Genomic DNA, 23,608 nt, shown 5'->3' with positions numbered 1-23,608 from the left:
GGCGCAAGGTAAAGGGAGTGAATGACAGTGTCGGATATGGAAATGGAGAAGCAGGGGTACAGCGGCTTCGAACGGTTGATGTTTTTTATGACGCCGATCTTGTTTACGTTAGTCCTTTTGGGCGCGTTATATATTTTGTTTAATACGGAAACCCGTAATCAAATGCTGGAGATCGGCAACTCGATTCCCTATCTGAAGGACGTACTTCCCGATCCCAAAACAGCTGACGGAAAAGCTAACGACGACCAGCTGAAATCAGCCAACATGAGCCGTAAGATTGATGAGCTCCAGGCGCAGCTGCAGGAGAAGGAAGCCGAGCTTGCCCAAACCAACCAGACTAAGGCAACCCAAGAGCAGGAATTAAAAAGCATGCAGGATCAGATTGATTCGCTTAAGTCTTCTAATGAAGAAAAAGCAGCGGACGATGCCGCTTATCAGGCGAAGATCCAGGAGCTCGCGAGTATGTACAGCAAAATTACCCCAAGTAAAGCTGCTCCGATTCTGCAGAGCATGACCATGGATGAAATGGTGCTTGTCTTGGATTCCATGAGACCGGACGACAGAGTTCGGATTTTGGAAAAAATGAACCCTAAAACGGCTGCTGACGCAACGATGGCGCTGAAGGACACCGTAACGGCGAAGGACAGACAGATTGCCGCGCTGCAGGCTGAGCTAAAGAAAGCCAAACCGACGGAAACCAAGCAGCCTTCCTCGCAGCTGACCAGCAATCAACTGAGCGCTACATTCGCGGCAATGGACGCGAAAAGCGCAGGGGAACTGTTAATTAAAATGGCGGATATCAGCCCAAGTAAAGTTATCCGCATTCTGAATAACGTCGATGACAAGACTCGTTCGGGAATTTTGGCGGAAATGTCCGGCATTAATCAAACGATTACCGCTCAACTGATGTCTAAGCTAATGGCTGGCAACTAAGAGAGAGGAGGTGAATCAAAATATGGAGATGATCATTCCTCAAGCTGCAACGCCTGCACCAGCCGCGACTACAAACAACGCATCGACACAAGCGAAATCAGGCGGAAATGATAAATTTCAAAAGACGCTAGCCAATCAGATGAAAGGCGACAAAGGCGCATCGGATAAAACCGGCGCAGCTTCATCCGCAGCGGATAAGGCTGACAACGGGCAGCAAGCCGCTTCCGGTAAGGAAGCGAAAGCAGCGAAGGATGCATCAGCAGTCAATCAGGCTGCTGCAGGCGAAGCGACGGCTGCGGCAGGCAGCACAGTAGCGGAATCGGATGTACTGACCGATGCAACGGCTGACCTGATGGAAATCATCGATCAATTGCTCGCGGATTTGGAAAAAATCAAGTCGGATTTGTCCGACCCATCGGCGGATAGTCAAGATCAGGATACGTTGCAGCCAGCTTCGATGCTGGATCAATTGCAGGCTTTGCTTGCTCTGCTAGGGATTCCGATGCCGGTACAGCTTCAGACTCCGTCAAGCGACGCTTCCAATCAGTCGTTAACAGGGGATCAGAATACGAATCAGCAGCTGGCCGCAATCGTAAGCAAGGTTCAGGATTCCTTGCTGCAGCTTCAAACGGCAATGCAGGAAGGGACAATGAAGCAAATCGGACTTCAGGAGCCCGTTCAACTGATTGGACAGCAGCTTGAAGCTTTGCAGCAATTCGTTCAAAAGCAGAAGGACTTAAGCGTTCATGCTGAGACACCTGTCGCGCCCACAGAGCAAACGCCGGAAATCACGGTGACAGCTACTGCGCCAGCAGTATCCGTTCATTTGCAGCGATTAACCGAGCGCGCAGTACATCCGGTAGCGTTAGCAGCGACAACCGATCAGCAAGTAACGAAGGAAGAGACGGAAGCATCCGGTGATACGGACGAGCAATTACCGGCAGTAACAACCGGTCAGTCATTTGCTGATATCATTCGTCAAACGGCGCCTCAAGCAGCCAAGCTAGTCCCAGTTGTCCAAGCGACCGTTCCGGTTACCGATTTCGCGGATAACATGAAGGATTTTATTCAAAAGCTGGATATCAAGCATGGCAACGGCATGTCGGAAGCGACCATTCAGCTGTTTCCTAAAGAGCTTGGACAGGTTGATGTGCGCATAACGATGCATAACGGACAGCTCACGGCATTGTTCCATGCGGATAACGCAAGCGCTAAGGATGCGCTTGACAATCAGATGGCGCAATTGCGAGTTGCTTTGCAGCAGCAAGGTTTATCAGTCGACAAGCTTGAAGTCACGTACGGACAGTCGGCCGCGCATTTATCCAACGGCCAGCATGGTCAAGGAACCGGTCAGCAGGCGTTTTCCAATCAAAATAAATCCAAAGGCGACGGGTTGCAGGAGGATTTTGAGTCTGATGTTGCCGAACAGCAGGCGATACAAGATTTAGGCTACGGACGTGCTGTCAATGTGACGGCTTAATCAAAAGCTCCTTATACGGTACGCATGTAGGATGGAGGTGAGTTTATGGCGACAGTATCCTCGAAAGTCATGTGGCCGAACTACAGCACTTCGAACGTGAAGGCGGCAGGCAAGGATACCGATAAAAATGCGTTAGGCAAGGATGCGTTTCTGGAATTGCTAGTTACGCAATTGAAAAACCAGGATCCGCTGCAGCCGCAGGATAACGCCGCATTCATTACGCAGATGGCTCAGTTTACTTCTGTTGAGCAGCTGATGAATATGTCGGATCAGCTTTCCCTGCTTAATCAAAATCTGGGTACGGCATCTTCGATTATCGGTAAAACCGTTTCCTGGTACGAGCTGGATGACGCAGGCCAAACCAAGCTAATGTATGACACGGTCAATTCCATCGTCTCTCAGGACGGTGCTTTGTATGCCAAATTTGCGGATGAAACCATGATTAAGCTTAGCGATGTCGTGACTGTATCCGATAAAGCGCCTGAAGCTAATCAACCTGACGACGGTAGTGAAGAGCCGACAGGGAATGGAGAAACAGCGGGAATGGCAGATACAAATTCAGGTTCAACCGAGCAGGAAGATGGTTCCGTATGAGTGACGGAGTGAAAATCAACCATCTGTTTCCTGTCGGTGCGCCGCCTCTGACCGGTGCCAAGAATACGGCAACGCGTCCGCAGCAAGCCGGCGGCTTCAAGGATATGCTTGATGCCAAGGTGCTTAAATTCAGCCAGCACGCGGAAGTGCGGATGAAGCAGCGGGGAATTCAGCTGCAGCCGGAATCGTTGACCAAGATTATGAACGCGGTGGATGAAGCCGAGTCTAAAGGCGCTAAGGATTCTTTAATTGTAATGAAAGACATTGCGATGATCGTAAATGTCCCGAGCCGGACGGTAGTCACAGCGTTGGACGGCAAGCAAATGCAAAGCAATGTGTTTACGAATATCGACAGTGCGGTGATCTTAAGCTAGGGCTGGACCGATAAGGGGGCCCTTTGGCTGCCGACCGACTGAAGCAGCCATGATTAAAGAAGCAAGAATCATCACGACTGGCCATAAATAAGTCCAATTGGGTGCTAATTCTTTAAGCGAATGCTTACGAAGCAAGAATCATCACAATTTGGCCATAAAAAAGTCCAATTGGGTGCTAATTCTTTTTAGGAGGAGTTATATAAATGCTTAGATCCATGTATTCCGGCGTATCAGGTATGCGCGGTTTCCAGACAAAGCTTGACGTAATCGGCAACAACATCGCTAACGTCAATACGGTAGGATTCAAGGGCGGCCGGGTTATGTTCAGCGATATTCTGAGCCAGACCACTTCAGGCGTTACCGCGTCTCTCGAAGGGGAACAGGGCGGCGTCAACGCGAAGCAGATTGGTCTTGGCGTAACGATCTCTTCGATCGATACGATCCATACACCAGGCAGCGCGATGACAACGAACGTGCCAACCGATCTTCGCATAGACGGTGACGGATTCTTCGCGGTATCCGCCGGAGGCGATTCTCCTACTTATCTGACACGCGCAGGCAACTTCACCTTGGATGGTAACAGACAGTTGGTTAATGCCGACGGCATGTTCGTTTTGTCCTCCGACGGTGAGCCAATTGTGCTCGGAGAGGATGTAACCTCCTTCTCGATCGGACAAGACGGTTCCATTCTGGCGGTAACGGCGGACGGTACCGAAGCCGTTGCGCAGCTCGGGGTAGTAAAAGTGGTTAACCCAAGCGGTCTGGAGAAAGTAGGCGGCAACCTGTATCGGGTAACGGCTAATGCCAATCCGGACGGCCAGTTCGAAATTGTGACGGCAGATGACCCTGCTATTGGCACAGGCGCAGTTATCGCGGGTCAGCTGGAAATGTCGAACGTCGACCTCACGAACGAATTTACCGAGATGATCGTTGCGCAGCGCGGCTTCCAGGCAAATTCCCGTATCATCACCACATCCGATGAGATTTTGCAAGAGGTTGTTAACTTGAAACGTTAATAGCTTCAGGCAATAGCTATCGGTCATGACTGAAGGGGGCTGCTCTCAGCCCCCGAATCAGCGAGGGGGGAGCTTATGATTACCGTAACTCGATTGAATGGCTCAAAGCTGATGATTAATGCTCTTCTTATCGAATTGATAGAAGAAACACCGGATACGATCATTACGCTCACTACGGGTAAAAAGTTTATCGTAACGGAGAGCGCAGCCGAGCTGGTACAGCTAATTCAGAGTTATATTCGTTCAATCGGCGTTCTTGCAGCGACCCAGAAGATCGAACATACGGAGGGTCCATAGAAATGAAAAAAATGTTGCCATGGCTAGTCACTACCTTACTAGCAATTACGCTGATCGCAATTGTAGCCATCATTATGTACAAATCATTTTTTAACGACACAGATAAGCCTGATGCGGAAAAGGCACCGGTTACGGTGAAGCATCTTTCTGCAGACGAGCTGGTATCCGTTACATCCGAACTGAAAGATTTTAAACGCAACCTGAAAGATTCGGATTATGTCGTAGTAATGAGCTTTGCTTTCCAGCTGGACAGCAAGAAGACTAAGGAAGAGTTCGACAAGATCCTCGAAATTGAGGTAAGGCCAATCATTAACCGTACGGTGGCCGATTTGACGGCAGCCGAGCTTAACGGCTCGCAAGGCGAGGATATGCTGGAATCGAAGCTTCTGAATCTAATTAATCCAATTCTGCCGGAAGGCAAAAAGCTTGTTAAAGTAGAGATTACGAATTTTATCATGCAGCAGTTATAAGCTTGTTGCCGACATTCCTTGAAGGGGGTGAGAGAATTGGTTGATGTACTATCGCAGAATGAGATAGACGCGCTGCTGGCCGCTTTATCATCGGGTGAGATGGATGCGGATGAACTGAAAAAAGAAGAGGTTACGCGAAAAGTTAGGGTCTATGATTTCAAGCGCGCTACTCGATTCTCGAAGGATCACATACGAAGCTTAACACGCATACACGAAAACTTCGCGCGATATTTGACAACCTATTTCTCAGCGCAGCTTCGTACGTTCGTTCAGATCAATGTCGTGCAGGTCGAGCAGCTGCCTTACGATGAATTTATCCGCTCGATACCGAAGATGACGATTCTGAACATATTTGAAGCGGAGCCGCTTGAAGGGCGCATGGTGCTCGAGGTTCATCCTAACGTTGCTTACGCGATGCTGGACAGAATGCTCGGCGGGCAGGGGATGGCGCCTTCCAAGATCAACAACCTGACCGAGATCGAGACCATCATTATGGAACGTATCTTCGCCAGGGCGTTTGAAAGCCTGCAGGAAGCATGGAAGACGATTATAGATATTTCACCTCGTCTGGAGGCGCTGGAGACGAATCCGCAATTCATGCAGATTGTCTCGCCAAACGAAACAATCGCGTTGATCTCGCTTAGCACGAAGATCGGCGATACGACGGGGATGATCAATTTATGTATCCCTCATGTCGTTATCGAACCGATTATGCCGCGGTTGTCTGCCCACCACTGGTTTGTCTCCCAGAAAAAGGAGAGAATTCCAGAGGAAGTTGAAATGCTGGAGCAGCGCGTAAGCAAAGCGAAGCTTCCTATCGTTGCGGAGCTTGGCGAATCGGTCATTACGATCAAGGAATTTTTGGGTCTCGCGGTTGGGGACGTCATTTCTTTAAATAAACCGATAGATGACGGCCTTCGCATCAAGGTTGGCGAGAAGCTGAAGTTTATCGGAAGCCCGGGCTCCGTCAAGGATCGGATAGCCGTGCAAGTGGATCAAGTTGTCAGCGAAGGAGCGGAAGAAGAAAATGACGAGTAAAGATTATTTATCGCAAGAGGAAATTGACGCGTTGCTTAATCAGACAGCCAGCGAGCTCGCCTCATCGCAATCGCAGGCTTCCGAATATCAGCTGTCGGACTTCTTGTCTTCGATCGAGCAGGATGCTCTGGGGGAAATCGGCAATATCACGTTTGGCAGCGCAGCTACGGCTTTATCTACTCTGCTAGGCAAGAAAGTCGATATTACGACGCCTCAGGTTACCTTCATTAAACGCGAGGATCTTGCTAACGAGTTTCCCAAACCTCATGTAGCGGTCAGCGTACAGTACGTAGACGGCTTCCAGGGGATTAATTCGCTGGTTATCAAGACAAAGGACGCGCAGGTCATTGCCGACCTTATGCTTGGCGGAGAAGGGGATGTAACGCTTCAGGAGCTGAACGAGATCCATATCAGCGCCGTTCAGGAAGCGATGAACCAGATGATGGGTTCCTCCGCAACATCGATGTCGACGATTTTTAACCGATTCGTTAATATTTCGCCTCCGGGTATCGACATTCTCGATGTAGACAGCGGCGGCGGAATGGGGCAGCTCCCGCCTGAAGATGTGTTTATCAAAATCTCTTTCCGATTGACGATTGGAGATTTGATAGATTCCACCATCATGCAGCTTCTGCCCGTACCGTTCGCGAAGCAAATGGTTGCGATTCTGATGGGGGATGTGGAGGAAGAGGCGGCAGCGGCTCCTGCCACACCGGCTCCTGCGCCAACACCGGCACCGGCGGCAGCGGTAACGCCTACGCCTGCACCGGCTCCTCAACCGGCTTATCAGGATCCGTATCAGCAAGCACCGGCGGCAGCGGCATCGCAATTTAATCAGCCGTATAATCCTTACCAGCAAAGCGCAGCATTCGATATTCCGATGCAGCCACAGGGACCTCAGACCTATGGTCACGCGGCAAACCGAAACGTAAATGTTCAGCCTGTACAGTTCGCCAACTTCAATCAAGCGCCATATGTACAAGCAGATGAGACAAACCTCAATTTACTTCTCGACATACCGCTTAAAGTTACCGTAGAATTAGGTAGGACCCAAAAGCAAATTAAGGATATTCTGGAATTGTCCCAAGGCTCCATTATCGAGCTGGACAAGCTCGCTGGCGAACCTGTCGACATCCTGGTGAACAACAAGCTGATCGCCAAGGGAGAGGTCGTCGTCATTGATGAGAACTTTGGTGTACGGGTAACGGATATCGTAAGCCAATGGGACCGCATTCAAAAATTGCAATAATACTCTAGGAGGAAAAAAAGATGGCAAACCGCATTCTAATCGTAGACGACGCAGCATTCATGCGCATGATGATCCGAGACATTCTGACAAAGAACGGCTACGAGGTCGTCGGAGAAGCGCAAGACGGCGCACAGGCGGTAGAGAAGTACAAGGAGCTTAAACCTGACCTGATTACGATGGACATTACGATGCCGGAGATGGATGGCATTTCCGCACTGAAAGAAATCAAAAAGCTCGACGGCAATGCAAAAGTTATTATGTGTTCCGCGATGGGCCAGCAAGCGATGGTTATCGACGCGATCCAAGCCGGCGCAAAAGACTTTATCGTTAAACCATTCCAAGCTGATCGTGTAATTGAAGCGATTAAGAAAACGCTTGGCTAAGCTATGCTTACATATGCTACGAGATTAATTTCCTTGACTGCGGTTGGCGTTGCTGTACAGCCCGCCTTCGCCGCGGCAGCGGGCAGCGGGAATGACGAGAGTCCAATGGCCGGCAGCTATACGGGCAGCGTGATCTGGGTCATCGTCTCTCTATTTATAGTTATCGGCTTAATAGTATTACTTATTAAATTTTTGTCTCAGCGTAATCGCATGTGGGGAACTAACCGTGCTGTTCGCTCTCTCGGAGGGGTTGCGCTGGGGCAGAACAATTCGCTTCAGGTTGTTGAGCTGTCAGGCCGGTTGTATGTGGTGGGTGTCGGAGAGAACGTGACACTCCTCGACAAGATTGACGATGAGAAGCAGGTGCAGGCAATTCTTGCTTCACTCGACAGACAATCCCATGCAGCCGGATGGTCGGCAAACACAATCTCTGATTTTCTTAAGAGGTTCCGTAAAGAAGAGTCGCGAAAGGGAGAGGACCTGACGGAAGAGCAGTGGAACATGCAGGAATCCTCCTTCCAAAGCTTGCTGAATCAAAACCTCAGTAAGCAGGCTGACCGCAAGCAGCAGCTGGAGTCGCTTCTGAAGGAATCCAAACATGATGGGGATGACAATGAAAAATAAATGGTGGATTTCGATCGTCACCGTAGTGCTGGGGGCTATGCTGCTGCAATCGCATGCGTTTGCGGCTGATCCGCTGCCAAATGTCGATATCAGCATCGGTGATGGAAGCGAAGAGCCGGGAACTAGCGCTTTGTCGCTCCTGCTTCTAATAACGGTATTAAGCATTGCGCCTGCGATCCTGGTACTTATGACAAGCTTTACCCGGATTGTAATCGTACTTGGATTCGTACGGACATCGCTTGGCACGCAGCAAATGCCGCCGAACCAGGTTCTGATCGGGCTGGCGATGTTTCTGACCTTTTTCATTATGGCTCCAACCTTCTCCCAGGTAAACGAAGTGGCTTTGCAGCCGTATCTAAAGGGTGAAATCACGCAGACCGTGGCGCTGGAGAAAGCGGCGGATCCGATGAAAAAGTTTATGATCTCGCACACGAGGGAGAAGGATCTGCTTCTGTTCCTCAACTATACGAAGACGGAGAAGCCGGAGAAATATCAGGATATCCCGATTACCGTTCTGGTGCCTGCCTACGCAATAAGCGAACTGAAAACCGCATTCCAGATGGGCTTTATGATATTCATTCCGTTCCTGGTCATCGATATGATCGTCTCAAGCACGTTGATGGCGATGGGGATGATGATGCTGCCTCCGGTCATGATATCCCTGCCGTTCAAGCTTCTGCTGTTCGTGCTGGTGGACGGGTGGTACCTAATTGTCAAATCATTGCTGTTAAGCTTCAACACGTAACTATGACAGGGAGGAACGTTCAATGAGTGCTGATTTCATCATCGGATTGGCCGGACAAGCCATCAGTACCGTATTGAAAGCCAGCGCGCCGATGCTCGTTCTCGCTCTAGTCGTCGGATTAATCGTCAGTATTTTTCAAGCGACTACCCAAATTCAAGAGCAGACGTTAGCTTTTGTGCCAAAAATCGTAGCGGTCTTTGTATCCCTGATTATATTTGGACCTTGGATTCTGAATGTAATCGTCGATTTCACTTACAATCTGCTGAACAACTTGTATAAATACATCGGATAGGTTGTGAACGGAAATCATGGATCAGATCGTGGAGTACTTCCCTATTTTTTTGCTTATTTTTTGTCGAATGACATCGTTTTTCGTCGTAGCTCCGCTGTTTAACATGCGAGGAGTACCAAGCACCTTCAAGATCGGACTTGGCTTTTTTCTCTCTCTTATCGTCTTTATGACCTATGGGCTGAAAGAGAAGACGGTACCGATGGATGCAGAGTATATTCTGTACATATTCCGGGAAGTCCTGATCGGACTTCTGATGGGGTACATTGTGTATCTCTTTATGACGGTTGTGCAAACAGCCGGCGCACTGATGGATATGCAAATCGGATTTGCCATGTCAAACGTTATTGATCCAATGACGGGTGTCTCGGCTCCGCTGCTCGGCAACTTCAAGTACATGCTGCTTATCATGGTGTTTTTGGCCGTTAACGGGCATCATTATCTGTTAACCGGATTGATGGACAGCTACAAATGGATGCCTCTGTCCAACGAATTGTTCAGCAGGATTTACGACGGAAGCATAACCGATTTCCTGTCTCGGGCAGTAGGGAACGCGTTCCTGCTGGCCATGCAGGTTGCGGCTCCGCTTGTCATTGCGATGTTCCTGACGGATGTAGGCCTTGGTTTCCTGGCAAAGACAGCTCCACAATACAACGTGTTTGTTATCGGGATTCCGCTTAAGCTGCTCCTTGGACTTGGATTATTGATCCTGGTGCTTCCCGGTATATCCGCGATATTCGAGCGACTGTTTGCCATCATGTTTGACAACCTGGAGCAATTGTTTGGCATCGTGCAACAAACCGAAAGCAAATAAGGAGGCTGCAACGTTGAGATCTTACTACCTAGAGCTAGACTTGCAGCTGTTTAGTCAGGAAAAAACGGAAAAAGCAACGCCGAAGAAAACGCAGGAAGCCCGCAAGAAAGGGCAGATCGCCAAGTCCAACGATTTGCCAAGCTCCATGATTTTGCTCTTTACCTTTGCTACTTTTGCGGCTTTAGGCAGCTACTATAAGACGAGGATTATGAGCGTGTTTCAGGAGCTGTTTGATAATTGGCTGACGATGGATGTCACAACGGCGAACATTATGCCGCTGTTTGACAAGCTTGCCGTCGACATGCTGATGTTCCTGGCGCCAATTTTCGCTATCGTAGTAATCGTGGCGATTTTGGGAAACGTTATGCAGTTTGGATTCCTGCTTACGGGCGAATCGCTTAAGCCGAAGTTCACCAAGCTGAATCCGATTAACGGTTTTAAGCAGATATTCTCTATGCGAACGGTAGTTGAGTTTCTAAAAAGCATATTAAAGCTCTTAATCATCGGCATCCTGGTCTATCGGGCGATTTGGGGCGATTGGGACAAGATTCTAATGTTATCGAGTCTATCGGTCCAGCAAATCTTCGCCTTTACTGCCGGATTGACGGTAAAGCTTGGTCTAGAAACCGGAGCGGTGCTTGTTATACTGGCTTTCGCCGATTATATGTATCAGCGTTACGAGCATGCCAAGAGCCTGAGAATGTCCAAGCAGGACATTAAAGACGAATACAAGAAGTCGGAGGGCGATCCTCTTATCAAAGGCAAAATCCGCGAAAGGCAGCGCCGGATGGCGATGCAGCGGATGATGCAAGAGGTGCCTAAAGCCGACGTGGTTATTACGAACCCAACCCACTTTGCTATTGCCTTGCAGTATGATGCTTCCAAGATGGAGGCTCCGGTCATTATCGCAAAAGGGATGGACCACTTGGCGCTCCGCATTCGCGAAGTTGCCAAGGAACATGGCGTTGTCATGATGGAAAATAAGCCGCTGGCCAGAGCGTTATACGAACGGGCCGATATCGGCGATTCGATTCCTGCCGATTTGTTCCAAGCTGTGGCGGAAGTATTGGCGGCTGTTTATAAAATGAAAGGCCGGGTTCGATCATCATAATTGAAAGGGAGGAGACAACATCATGAAAGTGAAAGATATTGCTATCTTAGCTGGGATTATCGGCATCGTACTCATGATGGTCATCCCTATACCAACACTGCTGCTGGATATTTTGCTCATCCTGAACATTTCGATCGCGCTCATGATTCTGCTGATTGCGATGAATACGAAGGAAGCTCTCGACTTCTCCATCTTCCCTGCAATCCTGCTAGTTACGACCTTATTCCGGCTTGCGCTTAACGTCTCGACAACACGCAATATCTTGTCGCACGGCCATGCAGGCGAGGTTGTACAGACGTTTGGATCCTGGGTAGGCGGAGGGCAAATTGCGATTGGCTTCGTCGTATTTCTCATCCTGGTCGTTGTACAGTTCATCGTTATTACGAAAGGTTCGGAGCGGGTAGCGGAGGTTGCAGCCAGATTTACGCTCGACGCGATGCCCGGCAAGCAAATGAGTATCGATGCCGACCTGAACGCGGGACTGATTAATGAACAGCAGGCGCGTGAGCGCCGCTCGAAAATCGAAAGAGAAGCGGACTTTTACGGCTCCATGGACGGTGCAAGTAAATTCGTCAAAGGCGATGCCATTGCTTCTATTATTATCTTGCTTATTAACCTCATTGGCGGTTTCATTATCGGGATGGCCATTCACGGAGACAGCTTTAGCGATGCTCTGCAAACCTACTCGATTCTTACGATTGGTGACGGTCTGGTCAGCCAGATTCCAGCTTTGCTTATTTCCACGGCAGCAGGCCTCATTGTAACCCGTGCCGCATCGGACGGAAACTTCGCGCAGGACGTTACAACGCAGCTCCTGAAATATCCGAAGCTGCTTTATATCGTGGCAGGAACAATCACTTTGCTCGGCGTATTCACGCCAATCGGCATTCTGCGTACGATTCCTTTTGCCGCCTTGCTCCTGTTCGGAGCCTGGAAAATGCAGCAATCCATTGCCAAGCAAATGCAGCAGGAAGAGCTTTTGGAGGAGGAGCAGCAGATCGAAGAGGTGCGAAGTCCCGAAAGTGTTATCAGCTTGCTGCAGGTTGATCCGATCGAGTTCGAATTCGGCTATGGCCTAATTCCACTGGCGGATACGCAGCAGGGTGGAGACTTGCTTGACCGGATTATTATGATCCGCAGGCAATGCGCCTTGGAGCTTGGACTTGTGGTACCGGTCATCCGGATACGCGATAACATTCAGCTCAAGCCCAATGAATATGTCATCAAGATTAAGGGGAATATCGTTGCTCGCGGCGAATTGCTGCTTAACCATTATCTTGCGATGAGCCCGGGCTTCGAAGACGAATCTGTTATCGGAATCGAAACGACGGAACCGGCGTTTGGACTTCCGGCGCTCTGGATCGATGAAGCCATGAAGGAGAGAGCGGAAATCTCCGGATATACCGTTGTAGATCCGCCTTCCGTTGTGGCAACGCATTTGACGGAAATTATCAAGCGCCATGCGCATGAGCTGATTGGCCGTCAAGAAACCAAAGCTCTTGTTGAAAATGTAAAAGAGTCGTACCCGGCACTTATCGAAGAACTTATTCCTTCCATATTATCGATTGGCGATTTGCAAAAGGTGCTGGCCAAGCTTCTGCGTGAAAAAGTGTCGATCCGGGATCTGGTTACGATCTTTGAATCGCTAGCGGATCAAGCCCATTATACGAAGGACCCGGACATACTTACGGAATATGCCCGACAAGCGTTGTCGAGGCAGATTACGCAGCAGTTCACTTCAACGGGGAATATGCTAAGGGTTATCACCGTAGGTCCAGCGCTTGAGAAGAAAATCGCGGAGTCGGTTCAGCAGACGGACCAGGGAAGCTATATTGCGCTTGATCCTGTCGCAACGCAGCAAATCTATCAGAAGCTCAATGAGCAAGTGTCGCGCCAAATTCAATCCGGCCAACATCCCGTTGTACTGACTTCGCCTACCATTCGCATGTATCTGAGACAAATCGTTGAACGGACCATGCAGGATGTACCGGTACTGTCGTATAGCGAGCTTGAGCCTAACATTGAAGTTCAAAGCGTAGGGGTGGTGAATTTATGAGAGTAAAACGTTATGTGGTGAACGCCTTGCCGGAAGCCCTGCCAATGATTCGGAGCGAGCTTGGCAAAGATGCGGTCATCCTGAATACGAAGGAAGTCCGGATCGGCGGATTTATGGGGATGTTCCGGAAGAAAAAGATGGAGGTGATAGCTGCAATCGAGTCGGGAGCAGCCGCGCCAACTGCAGCAACCCAGCCGAAAAAAGCGGCAGCAGAAGTCCAGCGGGTTGTTCATGCGATTCAAGAGTCGAAAAGACAAGCAGCTACGGGTACGGCGGTTCTTGAACCTCCGGCCCCCGTACCTGTGACGGTCGTTCAGCCGCCTCCGCCAGTTGTGCCGGCTTCGCCTCCGTCGCAGTCGATAAATCGAATTAACGATGATCTGCTAGAGGAGATCCGGTTTATCAAGCAATCTTTGAAGCAGCTGTCGATGCATAAGCCGGAGATGGAACGGCCGCTAGCTATACAATCCTTGTATGGGCGTTTGGTCCAACAGGAAGTGGAGCCGGAACTGATAGACCGGTTAATAGACGCGGTTAACGAGAAGCTTGCAGACCAAAAGGATATGCCGGACGAGGCGGAGACTTGGCGAATTGCCCGGGAGCTGCTGTTGGAATGGCTGATTCCGTACAGTCACCAATCCATAAGCGAATCGGCAAGAATCGTTCATTTTGTCGGACCGACAGGTGTGGGCAAAACCACAACAATCGCAAAGCTGGCAGCGGGACAATCGATCAAGTTCGGGCGGCAGATTGGGTTAATTACTTCGGATACTTACCGAATTGCGGCAGTCGATCAGCTGCGAACCTACGCGAATATTCTGAACGTGCCAATGGAAGTTGTGTTCTCGCCGATGGATTTGCCTAAAGCCTTCAAGCAGCTGGAAGACCGTGAGCTGATTTACATGGATACGGCAGGCCGGAATTTCCGCAATGAGCTTCATGTATCCGAAGTTAATAGTCTCCTGCAGTCCAGCGAAGAGAGCGAGACCGTGTTGGTGCTGAGCTTGACCGGCAAAACCCAAGACATGATGGCGGTGGCGGACAATTTTGTGAAATATGGAGTACGCAAGGTGCTGTTCACTAAGCTGGATGAAACGTCGGTGTACGGATCGATCCTAAACCTGGCTCTGCAAAATGAATTGCAGCCGGTGTTTGTTGCTAGCGGCCAGACCGTGCCTGACGATATTGCCCCATTTAACGCGGAGCGATATATTGATGCGCTGCTGGGGGCTCCTGCCGATGAATGATCAAGCGGAGGCGCTTCGCAACATGGTGAAGATGAGGATGGGTCAGGAGACTGCCCGTCCTACCCGCATCGTAACGATCACGAGCGGGAAGGGAGGAGTAGGCAAATCCAACTTCAGCCTGAACTTTGCTATTTCGCTGCAACGCCTGGGGAAAAAAGTTCTCGTATTTGACGCGGATATCGGCATGGCCAATATCGATGTCCTTATGGGGGTTAGCTCTTCCTATCACCTCTATCATTTGTTCAAGCAGGATAAAACCATCTGGGATATTATCCAGATTGGACCGTCAGGGGTACATTTCATAGCCGGCGGCTCAGGGTTTCGGGATCTTCTTGACTTAACCGCGGAGCAGCTGGACTGGTTCTCGGAACAGATCGGCAAGCTGCAAGGGGAATATGATTTTATTCTCTTTGATACGGGAGCGGGCTTGTCGAAGGAAACCGTCAAGTTTATCTCTGCGGCGGAAGAAACCTTTGTTGTGACAACGCCGGAGCCAACAGCGATTACCGATGCCTACGCTCTGGTAAAGATGGTCAAGTCGATGGGAATCAACGCCGCATTTAAGCTCATTATTAACCGTGCTACAGATCGCAAGGAAGGCATTCAGACTGCGGACAAAATTAATCTTGTAGCAAGAAGATTCCTTCATGCCGAACTTCCGACATTGGGCGTAATCCTGGATGATCCGAATGTCACGAAAGCCGTAAAGCGGCAAACGCCGTTTACCGTTGCTTTTCCCGGAAGCGATGCATCAAAAGGAATTGACGAAATTGCACGCCGATACTTGGAGATGTCCATTCCGGAGCAAACCGCTGCAGCTGGAGTAAGAGGATTCATACATAAGATGTTTAGGTTTAACCGGTAATTCTACATACATAAGAGGGGGGAACAGGATGGCTCCTTATCGCGTGCTGGTCGTGGACGATTCGCCTTTCATGAGAAAAATATTCAGCGATCTGATCGTTCAGGACCCCCAATTTACAATTGTGGCAACCGCTTGTAACGGCATTGAAGCCATTGAGGCCGTTAAAAAGTGGAAGCCTGATGCTGTCACCTTGGATCTTGAGATGCCAGAGCTTAACGGGCTCGACGCCTTGCAGCGGATCATGATCGAACAGCCGACACCCGTGATCATGTTATCCGGCATCAGTGAAGAGAACACGAGAGAGACCATTAAGGCACTGCAGCTAGGGGCTTTTGACTTTATCCGCAAGCCGATGGGCGCTTTCTCCAATGATATTGTCCGGGTCGGGGAGCTGTTGCTTGAGAAGCTGAGAATTGCGGTCCTGACAAGAAGGTATTCTACCGCTGTAATGGACACGGATAAGAAGAAAGCTTCCATTAAACGGGACAAGCCCGAACAGTCACAGCTTGCACAGCCCGCGAAATCGGTGGAAGAAGGGAACAACCGAAAGCGTGGGCTGTTGCAGCCGGAGCAACAGGCAGAAGCTAGAGATGCATCTGCCCCGGCTTTAGAGAAGAAAATCAAACCAACGGGCGGTCCGAGGAATCCGGTTAAGCCATTAACAGATGGAGGCGGCAGACCAAATGGCTCGGCCCCGATTATGCCGGTTGCTCCAGTCGCAGCGGCACTGGAGGAGAACAAAGAACGGAAGCGGTATATACGCGCGGACGGCTTTGACCAATTAATCGCTATCGGAACCTCGACTGGCGGTCCACGCGCTTTGCATGAAGTAATCACTTCGCTCCCGGCCCAGCTGGCAGCACCTGTGCTGGTTGTCCAGCATATGCCCCCCAAGTTTACAAAGTCGCTTGCCCAGCGTTTGGACAGCTTTAGTGAGCTTGAGGTTGTGGAGGCTTCGCAGGGTGACCGGTTGAAGGCCGGGGTTGTCTATATCGCCCCTGGCGGCCATCACATGGAACTAGCGAAGGATCAGAGCGGCTATTATGTCCAGCTAACGCAGGAGCCGCCGTGCAACGGACATCGTCCTTCGGTTGATGTTCTGTTCGAATCATTAACCCCGTTTGACGAGTTGAAACGTCACGCCGTCATCATGACGGGAATGGGAAGCGACGGAGCCAAAGGGATGAAGGCTCTAGTCGACAGCGGCGCGGAATCGGCGATTGCCGAATCCGAACAGACCTGCGTCGTTTATGGAATGCCGCGCAGCGCGATAGAGACCGGCTGCGTGAAGACGGTTCTGCCGCTGCAGCAGATTGCTGCCGAGCTGCAGCATGCGGTTTTGAAAGGATTATAGATGATATAAAGTCCTATCAGGAGGTGCAACAAAATGGATATGAACGCCTACTTATCGATGTTTATCGATGAATCCAATGATCACCTGCAAGCTTTGAACGAAAATTTGCTTCGCCTGGAGAGCGAGCCGGAGGATCTGACGATCGTCCAGTCAATTTTCCGCTCTGCCCACACCCTAAAAGGGATGTCTGCAACGATGGGGTATGAAGATCTTGCCTCGCTGACGCATGAGATGGAAAACGTGCTTGATCTAGTACGTAACAGCAAGCTGAAGATGGATGAATTTATTTTCGATACCTTGTTCAAGGGGCTGGATGCGCTCGAGTCCATGGTTCAGGATATCGTAGGCGGCGGAACGGGCAAAGCGGATGTAACCGCGATTGTGGCTTCGTTGCAGTCCATCGTCAAAGGGGACTACAAAACCGCTGGAGCTTTTACGGCTGCATCGTCTGCTCCTTCCGCATCCGTGCAACAAACCGGCGGAATTCTGGATGAGTTCCAGACCTCGGTTATCCAGCAATCTATCGATAGCGGACATAACGTCTACTATATCGAGGTGGAAATCCGGGAAGATTGCGTATTAAAAGGCGTGCGTGCCTATATGGTATTCGACCTGCTGGGCAAGAACGGCGACATCGTAAAATCCGAGCCTTCCGTAACCGATTTGGAGCAGGAGAAATTCGACCGTTCCTTCTCCGTGTTTGCCATCTCAACCTTATCCCAGCAAGAGCTGGAAGCTCAAATTGCAGCAATCTCCGAGATCGAGAAGGTATCTGTAGCGTTGCTGGATCTTGAGTCGCTCGCGATGCTGAATAATGCGGCAGCCAAGGAGCAGGCTCCGGCAGCGGTACCTGCACAAGCCGAGCCACAATCGGAAGCTGCGAAGGAAGAAGCGGGCAAGCAGGTTAGCGCAGCACGCACGCAGGCGGCGGCTTCCTCTGCGCCTGCCGCCGTATCCAGAACGATCCGAGTTGATATCGATCGTCTGGATGCTCTGATGAACCTGTTCAGCGAGCTGCTGATCGATCGTGTAAGGCTGGAGCAGCTTTCCAGCGAGATCCGCCGCAACGACCTGACAGAGACCGTCGAGCATATGACCCGCGTCAGCTCCGATCTGCAAAATATTGTCCTGAAGCTGAGGATGGTTCCGGTAGATTCGGTATTTAACCGGTTCCCGCGCATGATCCGCGACTTGGCTAAATCACTCGACAAGAAAATTGATCTGGTTATTACGGGCGCTGATACAGAGCTTGACCGCACAGTCATTGACGAGATTGGCGACCCGCTTGTTCACTTGCTCCGCAACTCGGTGGACCATGGCATTGAAACCACCCAAGAACGTATCGCAGCGGGCAAGCAGGAGACTGGAACGATTAACCTGCGCGCCTATCATAGCGGCAATCATGTCTTTATCGAGGTTGAAGAAGACGGCAGAGGCATAAACCGCGAGAAGGTTCTAAAAACGGCGATCAAGAACGGCGTTGTGACCGAAGATCAGGCAAAGCAGCTTTCTGACGAAGATATCAACATGTTGATATTTGCTCCCGGTTTCAGCACGGCCGATAAAATCTCCGATATTTCCGGCCGCGGTGTTGGCCTTGATGTCGTTAGATCCAAGATCACTTCGCTTGGCGGCAATGTAACGGTAGATTCCGCGCTTGGGCGCGGAACGAAGTTTGCCGTTCAATTGCCTCTGACTCTATCTATTATTTCGGCGATGCTTATCAAGCTAGGTTCTGAGAAATACGCGATTCCGCTTACGTCTATCGTGGAAACCGGCATTATCCAGAAGGATCAGATCCTTAACGTACACGGAAACCGGATGATTCATTTCCGAAATGCGGTAATTCCATTGGTTTCTTTAAGCAAAGTACTCGATTCGCCCGATTTTAACGAGCAAAGCGAGTCGGAGACCGAAATTGTCGTTATCCGAAAAGGGGATAAATGGGCGGCGATTACCGTTGACGAGTTTATTGGACAAAGCGAGATTGTATTGAAATCGCTAGGCAAATATTTAACCAATATTGAAGCTATATCCGGTGCGACCATTCTTGGCGATGGCCAAGTGGCGCTCATCATTGATCCTAACGCACTTATCAAATAGGGAGGGCTTAACGATGGGAGAAGAATTAAAAGTAATCGTATTTTCGCTGGCACATGAGGAATATGGCATTGAGGTGGATAAAGTCCGTACAATCGAGCGTTTATCCCCAATTACGCGCGTGCCGAAAACTCCTTCCTTCATTAAAGGAGTTATTAATCTTCGCGGTATCGTTGTTCCCGTTATCGACCTTCGCGGCCGTTTTGGCTTGGAAGAGTCGGCAACAACGGAGAACAGCCGGATCATTGTGGTTGCGGTAAACGAAATGGAAGTTGGCTTTATCGTTGATTCCGCCAATGACGTAGTGGATATCGACGCCGACACAATCGATTCGCCACCAGAGATTGTTGGCGGCATTAAAGCGAAATATTTGAGAGGTATTGCGAAGTTCGGAGATAACCGGCTGCTTATTATGCTGAACCTGTCCGAAGTGCTGAACAAAAGCGAGATCATTCAGCTCGAGCAGTTAGAGGTGTAGGAGTGGACGCCTTTAACCGGTTCAAAGCGTTTGAAATGGATGTTCTGAAGGAAGTAGGCAATATCGGGGCGGGTAATGCGGCAACCGCGTTATCCCGCCTTCTGGACAAGCCTGTAGACATGGCGGTTCCAAAGGTCAGCCTGCTGCCCTTTGAAGAAGTAGCAGAACGAGTCGGCGGCTCGGAGCAGGTTGTCATTGCCGTATATCTTCGGGTAGAAGGGGAAGCGCCCGGCAATATGTTTTTCATCATCCAGGAGGATGCCGCGAAGCGTTTATTGGGACAGCTTCTGTCCTCGGATTACGATTCAACAGGCAGCTACTCGGAGATGGAGATGTCCGCCCTTTGCGAGATCGGCAACATTTTGGCGGGATCCTATTTATCTTCCCTTGCTGATTTCACGCATTTATCCATGGCGCCTTCCGTGCCTTCCGTTGCCAGAGATATGGCAGGTCCTATTTTGAGCTACGGACTCATGCAATACGGCGAAATGGGAGATTCCGCCCTGCTTATTGAAACAACGTTCCTTGAAGATCGAGAAGAGCTGGAGGGACATTTCTTCCTTATACCGGACCCGGATTCCTTCACAAAAATATTTCAATCCTTGGGAGTACTGACCGAATGATCCAACAAGATGTGATCAAGGTCGGCATGGCAGATTTAAAATGGGCTGCGGACGGAGCACATCTGAGGACAACAGGACTAGGCTCTTGTGTCGGACTGACGTTATACGATCCTGTTGCACGAATTGCGGGGATGGCGCATGTTATGCTGCCATCTTCGGAAATTGCCAGAGAGTCGACCATGAATATTGCCAAATATGCGGATACGGCAATTCCCGAGCTTATTGGGCAGATGAAAGCAGAAGGCGCCGTTATCGGACGTCTAGCAGCAAAAATGGCCGGAGGAGCGCAAATGTTTGCCTTCTCGGGCCAATCGGATTCCATGCGAATCGGACCCCGGAATGTAGAATCCTGTTTGGAAATTCTCGCGAACTATTCAATCCCCTTGATGGGACAGGATACAGGCGGGAATTATGGCCGCACGATTGAAATCGATAGCAGCAGCGGTGTATTGACAATAAGAAGCGTGCAGTTTGGAATAAAGGAGATTTGAAATGGTTGGAAATTGGCGATGGAATGTCGGCTTGGGGATTGTTGGCGCGGTATTAACCTTATTATTTTCGATTGGTAAAAACCCGCTGTCTGTCATGCTGATGCGCAGCATGTATGCTTTCATCGCCTTTGTTGCGATTGCATTTGTAATGCGGTTTATACTTTCCTTTATCCTTCGTCCGCCAGTGATGCATCAAGCTGAGACTGCCGGAGAAGAAGGAAAAGGAACGCAGCTGGATCTCCAAACTCCCGATGAGAGCGAAGACCTGAATCAACTGCTCAAATCACAGTTGGACGGCCATAAGACTCAGGAAGTACAACATCTGGAACAACAAAGTCAGTTTAAGCCGTTAACGCCGCCAAAGCTGGTATCAACACAGAATAAAGAGCCTGAGGAATTGGCTAAGGCCATTCGTCATCTGACTGGAGGGTGAGTGACATGATTGCGACTGCGAATCTGGATTTGTGGCGGGCGTGGAAAGAGGAAGGCGATCTTGAAGCCAAGAAGCGTCTTATCGAGCAATTCTTGCCTTTGGTCGATTATGTAACGAACCGCATGGCGATTGGATTGCCTAAAAATGTTCTTAAGGATGATCTCGCCAGCAACGGAGTCATGGGACTTATCGATGCGATCGAGAAATTCGATTACTGTCGCGGCTTACAGTTTGAAACCTACGCATCCTGGAGAATCCGCGGATCGATTATCGACGGTCTTCGCCAGGGTGACTGGGTGCCTCGTTCGGTACGCGAGAAGGCGAAGCGCATTGAAGAAGCTTATCAAAGCCTGGAGCAGAAATACTTGCGTTCCGTCTCAGACGCGGAGATCAGCGAATATTTGAATGTCAGCGAGAAGGAATTTACCACGATGCTTCATGAGATTGCGATTACCACGGTATGCTCGCTGGAGGATCCGATTCGTGAAGAAGAGTCGGAGACAAGACTTTCGCTGCTTATTGACGAACGGGCCAAAAATCCGGATCATAAAGCGCATGAGTTTTTCCTCAAGGACTCTCTTATTAGCGGCATTGAGAAATTAACGGAGAAGGAACGCACCGTTATCTCGCTCTTTTATTATGAAGAATTATCGTTAAGCGAGATCGCGGAAGTGATGTCATTATCCCCGTCAAGAATTTCCCAGCTGCATTCAAAAGCTATATTACGGCTAAGAGGGGCATTAGCAAAGCATAAAGATCAATTACTGCAGCATTAGAAGGGAGTAGGCAAGGTGGAAGACCATTTATTGGAATCTTACTTGCGTATCCAGATATCAGCTGACAAGCTGTCTGCTTTACTGACCTTTAACCGGATCACCGAGGATTTCGACTGTACTCCCGGTCAATTGGAACGATTTGTACGCAGCAAGGGCGTTGTATATGGGATACGAACAAGTCTGTTAAATGAAATTTGCACCAATACACTTGCGTATTGCAAAGAGCAAACATTAATCGCTGTTGGTAATCCGGCTTCGCCAGGTAAGGACGGATCTATCCGTTTTGCTTATGACATGCAGGATCAGAACCAGCGTCCTGCAGAGCTGGAAGACGGCAAGGTGGATTTCAAAGAAGTTTCCCGGCTAAAAAACGTAAAGCGCGGTCAATTAATTGCAGAACGGGTCGATGCTCTTTTTGGTTCGCCCGGCATGATGGTAACCGGCGACGAGATTCCTGCCAAGCAAGGCAAACAGGCTAGGTTTAAAGTGGGAAAAAACGTTGTGGTCAACGAGAACCAAACAGCCATGTATGCCTTAATTGACGGTCTAATTACGATTACTGACAAAGAGAAAGTAAACGTTTTCCCGGTGTATGAAGTTAACGGAGACGTTGATTATAGAGTCGGCAACATCGATTTTGTCGGAACGGTGGTCATTCGCGGGAATGTTCTCAGCGGGTTTCGGGTAAAGGCTTCCGGTGATATTCGCGTTATAGGCGGTGTTGAAGGCGCCGAGCTGGAGTCCGAGGGCTCGATAGAAATCACGGGCGGAATCATGGCAGGCAACAAAGGCTACGTCAAAGCGCAAAAAAACGTAAAAAGCTCCTTCATCCAAGACAGCAATGTTATTGCCGGCGAGGATGTTTTGGTGTCTCAGAGCATTATGCATTCTCATGTTCGCGCTGGCCGCAATGTTATTTGTCAAGGTTCAAAAGGATTGATTGTAGGCGGTTCCATTCAAGCGGTAGAGCAAGTGTCGGCACGCGTGATCGGCAATACGATGTCAACAGCGACCACTATTGAAGTGGGAGTACAGCCAGAGTCCCGTTCCGAGCTGCAGGAGCTGCGCCTCACTCTTCGCAAGCATATGGATGCGATGGACAAGACGGTGAAAGCATTAGCGATTCTTGACCAGCAAGCTGCGATGGATCAGTTAAACGATCAGAAGATGGCCATGCGGATCAAGCTGGGAGCAACAAGACGCCAGACAACCGCAGAGATCGACCAGATCAGAGAACGTATTCTGGAGATTGAGAAAACGCTTGAGGACACCGATAAAGCGAAGGTGGATATCAGCCATACGGTATACGGCGGCATTAAGATTGTAATCGGACGTTATACGCGGTTCATTAAAGATCCGGTACAGCGTGTTTCTTTCCGGTATACGGACGGGGATATCGTGCAATTACCTTTCTCGTAGAGAGGAGCTTGTAAATGCCGTTTAAGCCAATTGATTTGCAATGGTCAATCCCGCGTACTCCGGAAGCGGGCGGAATACAAAGCCAGTCGAATCATAAGGCGAATGCGGAGCTTTCGCGATTGGCAGAACTGGCATCCAAGCAAACCGAACAATTGCGCAGCAAGAATACCGGCGTTGAACAGACGGGCGGAACGAATGTTCGCAATAATCGGGACCGTCAGAACGGCAATCCTTATCTTGCAAAGCGACAGCAGAAGCAGGAACAGGAGGAAACCGGAAAGACGGAGGAAAAGGCCGAACATCCCTATAAAGGGCATCACGTGGATATATCGTTATAAGAACAGCTATG

General features: G+C 49.8%; 27 protein-coding genes. All 27 read left to right on the top strand.

The annotated features are described in order from the left end of the window. Positions 1-36 precede the first annotated feature (36 nt). Positions 37-933: a magnesium transporter MgtE N-terminal domain-containing protein gene (locus WFJ73_RS06525; RefSeq protein ID WP_336773072.1), complete on the top strand. Its 897-nt coding sequence runs from the start codon at positions 37-39 to the stop codon at positions 931-933. 22 nt (positions 934-955) lie between these two features. After that, positions 956-2,413 (top strand): flagellar hook-length control protein FliK, encoded by a 1,458-nt coding sequence (locus WFJ73_RS06520; RefSeq protein ID WP_336772268.1) that lies wholly within the window; start codon positions 956-958, stop codon positions 2,411-2,413. 45 nt (positions 2,414-2,458) lie between these two features. Continuing rightward, positions 2,459-3,007 carry a flagellar hook capping FlgD N-terminal domain-containing protein gene (locus tag WFJ73_RS06515; RefSeq protein WP_336772267.1) on the top strand — a complete coding sequence of 183 codons (549 nt, stop codon included), beginning with the start codon at positions 2,459-2,461 and terminating at the stop codon, positions 3,005-3,007. Next, the gene (locus tag WFJ73_RS06510) at positions 3,004-3,381 is read left to right on the top strand and encodes a TIGR02530 family flagellar biosynthesis protein (protein WP_336772266.1); all 378 of its coding nucleotides are present in this window, start codon (positions 3,004-3,006) and stop codon (positions 3,379-3,381) included. The genes WFJ73_RS06515 and WFJ73_RS06510 overlap by 4 nt, the downstream gene beginning before the upstream one ends. A gap of 203 nt (positions 3,382-3,584) precedes the next feature. Further along, positions 3,585-4,397, top strand: coding sequence for a flagellar basal body rod protein FlgG (gene flgG, locus WFJ73_RS06505; protein WP_336772265.1), 813 nt, complete (start codon positions 3,585-3,587; stop codon positions 4,395-4,397). A 75-nt stretch (positions 4,398-4,472) separates the two neighbouring features. Next, positions 4,473-4,694 (top strand): flagellar FlbD family protein, encoded by a 222-nt coding sequence (locus WFJ73_RS06500; RefSeq protein ID WP_127495824.1) that lies wholly within the window; start codon positions 4,473-4,475, stop codon positions 4,692-4,694. Positions 4,695-4,696: 2 nt separating this feature from the next. After that, positions 4,697-5,164 carry a flagellar basal body-associated FliL family protein gene (locus WFJ73_RS06495; RefSeq protein WP_336772264.1) on the top strand — a complete coding sequence of 156 codons (468 nt, stop codon included), beginning with the start codon at positions 4,697-4,699 and terminating at the stop codon, positions 5,162-5,164. A 36-nt stretch (positions 5,165-5,200) separates the two neighbouring features. Further along, positions 5,201-6,202 carry a flagellar motor switch protein FliM gene (gene fliM / locus WFJ73_RS06490; protein ID WP_127495822.1) on the top strand — a complete coding sequence of 334 codons (1,002 nt, stop codon included), beginning with the start codon at positions 5,201-5,203 and terminating at the stop codon, positions 6,200-6,202. Continuing rightward, a complete protein-coding gene (fliY, locus tag WFJ73_RS06485; protein WP_336772263.1) occupies positions 6,192-7,451 on the top strand; it encodes a flagellar motor switch phosphatase FliY in 1,260 nt (419 codons plus the stop codon). Before fliM ends, fliY begins: the two co-directional genes overlap by 11 nt. Before the next feature lie 20 nt (positions 7,452-7,471). After that, positions 7,472-7,834 carry a response regulator gene (locus WFJ73_RS06480; RefSeq protein ID WP_015845017.1) on the top strand — a complete coding sequence of 121 codons (363 nt, stop codon included), beginning with the start codon at positions 7,472-7,474 and terminating at the stop codon, positions 7,832-7,834. Between the two features lie 33 nt (positions 7,835-7,867). Then, on the top strand, positions 7,868-8,458 hold the full coding sequence (locus WFJ73_RS06475; RefSeq protein WP_336772262.1) for a flagellar biosynthetic protein FliO: 591 nt from the start codon (positions 7,868-7,870) through the stop codon (positions 8,456-8,458). Between the two features lie 37 nt (positions 8,459-8,495). Next, positions 8,496-9,203, top strand: a complete 708-nt coding sequence (gene fliP, locus WFJ73_RS06470) for a flagellar type III secretion system pore protein FliP (protein ID WP_373312715.1) — start codon at positions 8,496-8,498, stop codon at positions 9,201-9,203. A 22-nt stretch (positions 9,204-9,225) separates the two neighbouring features. Continuing rightward, positions 9,226-9,495: a flagellar biosynthesis protein FliQ gene (fliQ, locus tag WFJ73_RS06465; RefSeq protein ID WP_127495819.1), complete on the top strand. Its 270-nt coding sequence runs from the start codon at positions 9,226-9,228 to the stop codon at positions 9,493-9,495. A gap of 16 nt (positions 9,496-9,511) precedes the next feature. Beyond that, positions 9,512-10,306 (top strand): flagellar biosynthetic protein FliR, encoded by a 795-nt coding sequence (gene fliR / locus WFJ73_RS06460; protein WP_201000547.1) that lies wholly within the window; start codon positions 9,512-9,514, stop codon positions 10,304-10,306. Between the two features lie 13 nt (positions 10,307-10,319). Further along, a complete protein-coding gene (gene flhB / locus WFJ73_RS06455) occupies positions 10,320-11,417 on the top strand; it encodes a flagellar biosynthesis protein FlhB (RefSeq protein WP_336772260.1) in 1,098 nt (365 codons plus the stop codon). A gap of 22 nt (positions 11,418-11,439) precedes the next feature. Further along, a complete protein-coding gene (flhA, locus tag WFJ73_RS06450; protein ID WP_336772259.1) occupies positions 11,440-13,473 on the top strand; it encodes a flagellar biosynthesis protein FlhA in 2,034 nt (677 codons plus the stop codon). Further along, the gene (gene flhF / locus WFJ73_RS06445; RefSeq protein ID WP_336772258.1) at positions 13,470-14,720 is read left to right on the top strand and encodes a flagellar biosynthesis protein FlhF; all 1,251 of its coding nucleotides are present in this window, start codon (positions 13,470-13,472) and stop codon (positions 14,718-14,720) included. Before flhA ends, flhF begins: the two co-directional genes overlap by 4 nt. Beyond that, a complete protein-coding gene (locus WFJ73_RS06440; RefSeq protein ID WP_336772257.1) occupies positions 14,713-15,585 on the top strand; it encodes a MinD/ParA family protein in 873 nt (290 codons plus the stop codon). The genes flhF and WFJ73_RS06440 overlap by 8 nt, the downstream gene beginning before the upstream one ends. Before the next feature lie 28 nt (positions 15,586-15,613). Beyond that, the gene (locus WFJ73_RS06435) at positions 15,614-16,939 is read left to right on the top strand and encodes a protein-glutamate methylesterase/protein-glutamine glutaminase (RefSeq protein ID WP_336772256.1); all 1,326 of its coding nucleotides are present in this window, start codon (positions 15,614-15,616) and stop codon (positions 16,937-16,939) included. A 33-nt stretch (positions 16,940-16,972) separates the two neighbouring features. Next, on the top strand, positions 16,973-19,042 hold the full coding sequence (locus WFJ73_RS06430) for a chemotaxis protein CheA (protein ID WP_336772255.1): 2,070 nt from the start codon (positions 16,973-16,975) through the stop codon (positions 19,040-19,042). A gap of 13 nt (positions 19,043-19,055) precedes the next feature. Then, positions 19,056-19,517: a chemotaxis protein CheW gene (locus WFJ73_RS06425; protein WP_127495811.1), complete on the top strand. Its 462-nt coding sequence runs from the start codon at positions 19,056-19,058 to the stop codon at positions 19,515-19,517. Between the two features lie 35 nt (positions 19,518-19,552). Next, complete coding sequence (locus tag WFJ73_RS06420) at positions 19,553-20,140, top strand: chemotaxis protein CheC (protein ID WP_442955935.1); 588 nt, start codon at positions 19,553-19,555, stop codon at positions 20,138-20,140. After that, a complete protein-coding gene (locus WFJ73_RS06415; RefSeq protein WP_127495810.1) occupies positions 20,137-20,631 on the top strand; it encodes a chemotaxis protein CheD in 495 nt (164 codons plus the stop codon). The genes WFJ73_RS06420 and WFJ73_RS06415 overlap by 4 nt, the downstream gene beginning before the upstream one ends. A 1-nt stretch (position 20,632) precedes the next feature. Beyond that, on the top strand, positions 20,633-21,064 hold the full coding sequence (locus WFJ73_RS06410; protein ID WP_336772253.1) for a hypothetical protein: 432 nt from the start codon (positions 20,633-20,635) through the stop codon (positions 21,062-21,064). Positions 21,065-21,069: 5 nt separating this feature from the next. Further along, on the top strand, positions 21,070-21,840 hold the full coding sequence (locus WFJ73_RS06405) for a FliA/WhiG family RNA polymerase sigma factor (protein ID WP_336772252.1): 771 nt from the start codon (positions 21,070-21,072) through the stop codon (positions 21,838-21,840). Between the two features lie 15 nt (positions 21,841-21,855). After that, positions 21,856-23,259 carry a DUF342 domain-containing protein gene (locus WFJ73_RS06400; RefSeq protein ID WP_336772251.1) on the top strand — a complete coding sequence of 468 codons (1,404 nt, stop codon included), beginning with the start codon at positions 21,856-21,858 and terminating at the stop codon, positions 23,257-23,259. Positions 23,260-23,273: 14 nt separating this feature from the next. Beyond that, the gene (locus WFJ73_RS06395) at positions 23,274-23,597 is read left to right on the top strand and encodes a hypothetical protein (protein WP_336772250.1); all 324 of its coding nucleotides are present in this window, start codon (positions 23,274-23,276) and stop codon (positions 23,595-23,597) included. Positions 23,598-23,608 lie beyond the last annotated feature (11 nt).

This window comes from Paenibacillus sp. MMO-58 (assembly GCF_037146255.1).
In the GTDB taxonomy this organism is placed as follows: Bacteria; Bacillota; Bacilli; order Paenibacillales; family Paenibacillaceae; genus Pristimantibacillus.
The sequence above is the reverse complement of the archived record's forward strand: the minus strand, read 5'-3'. Positions and strand labels throughout refer to the sequence as shown.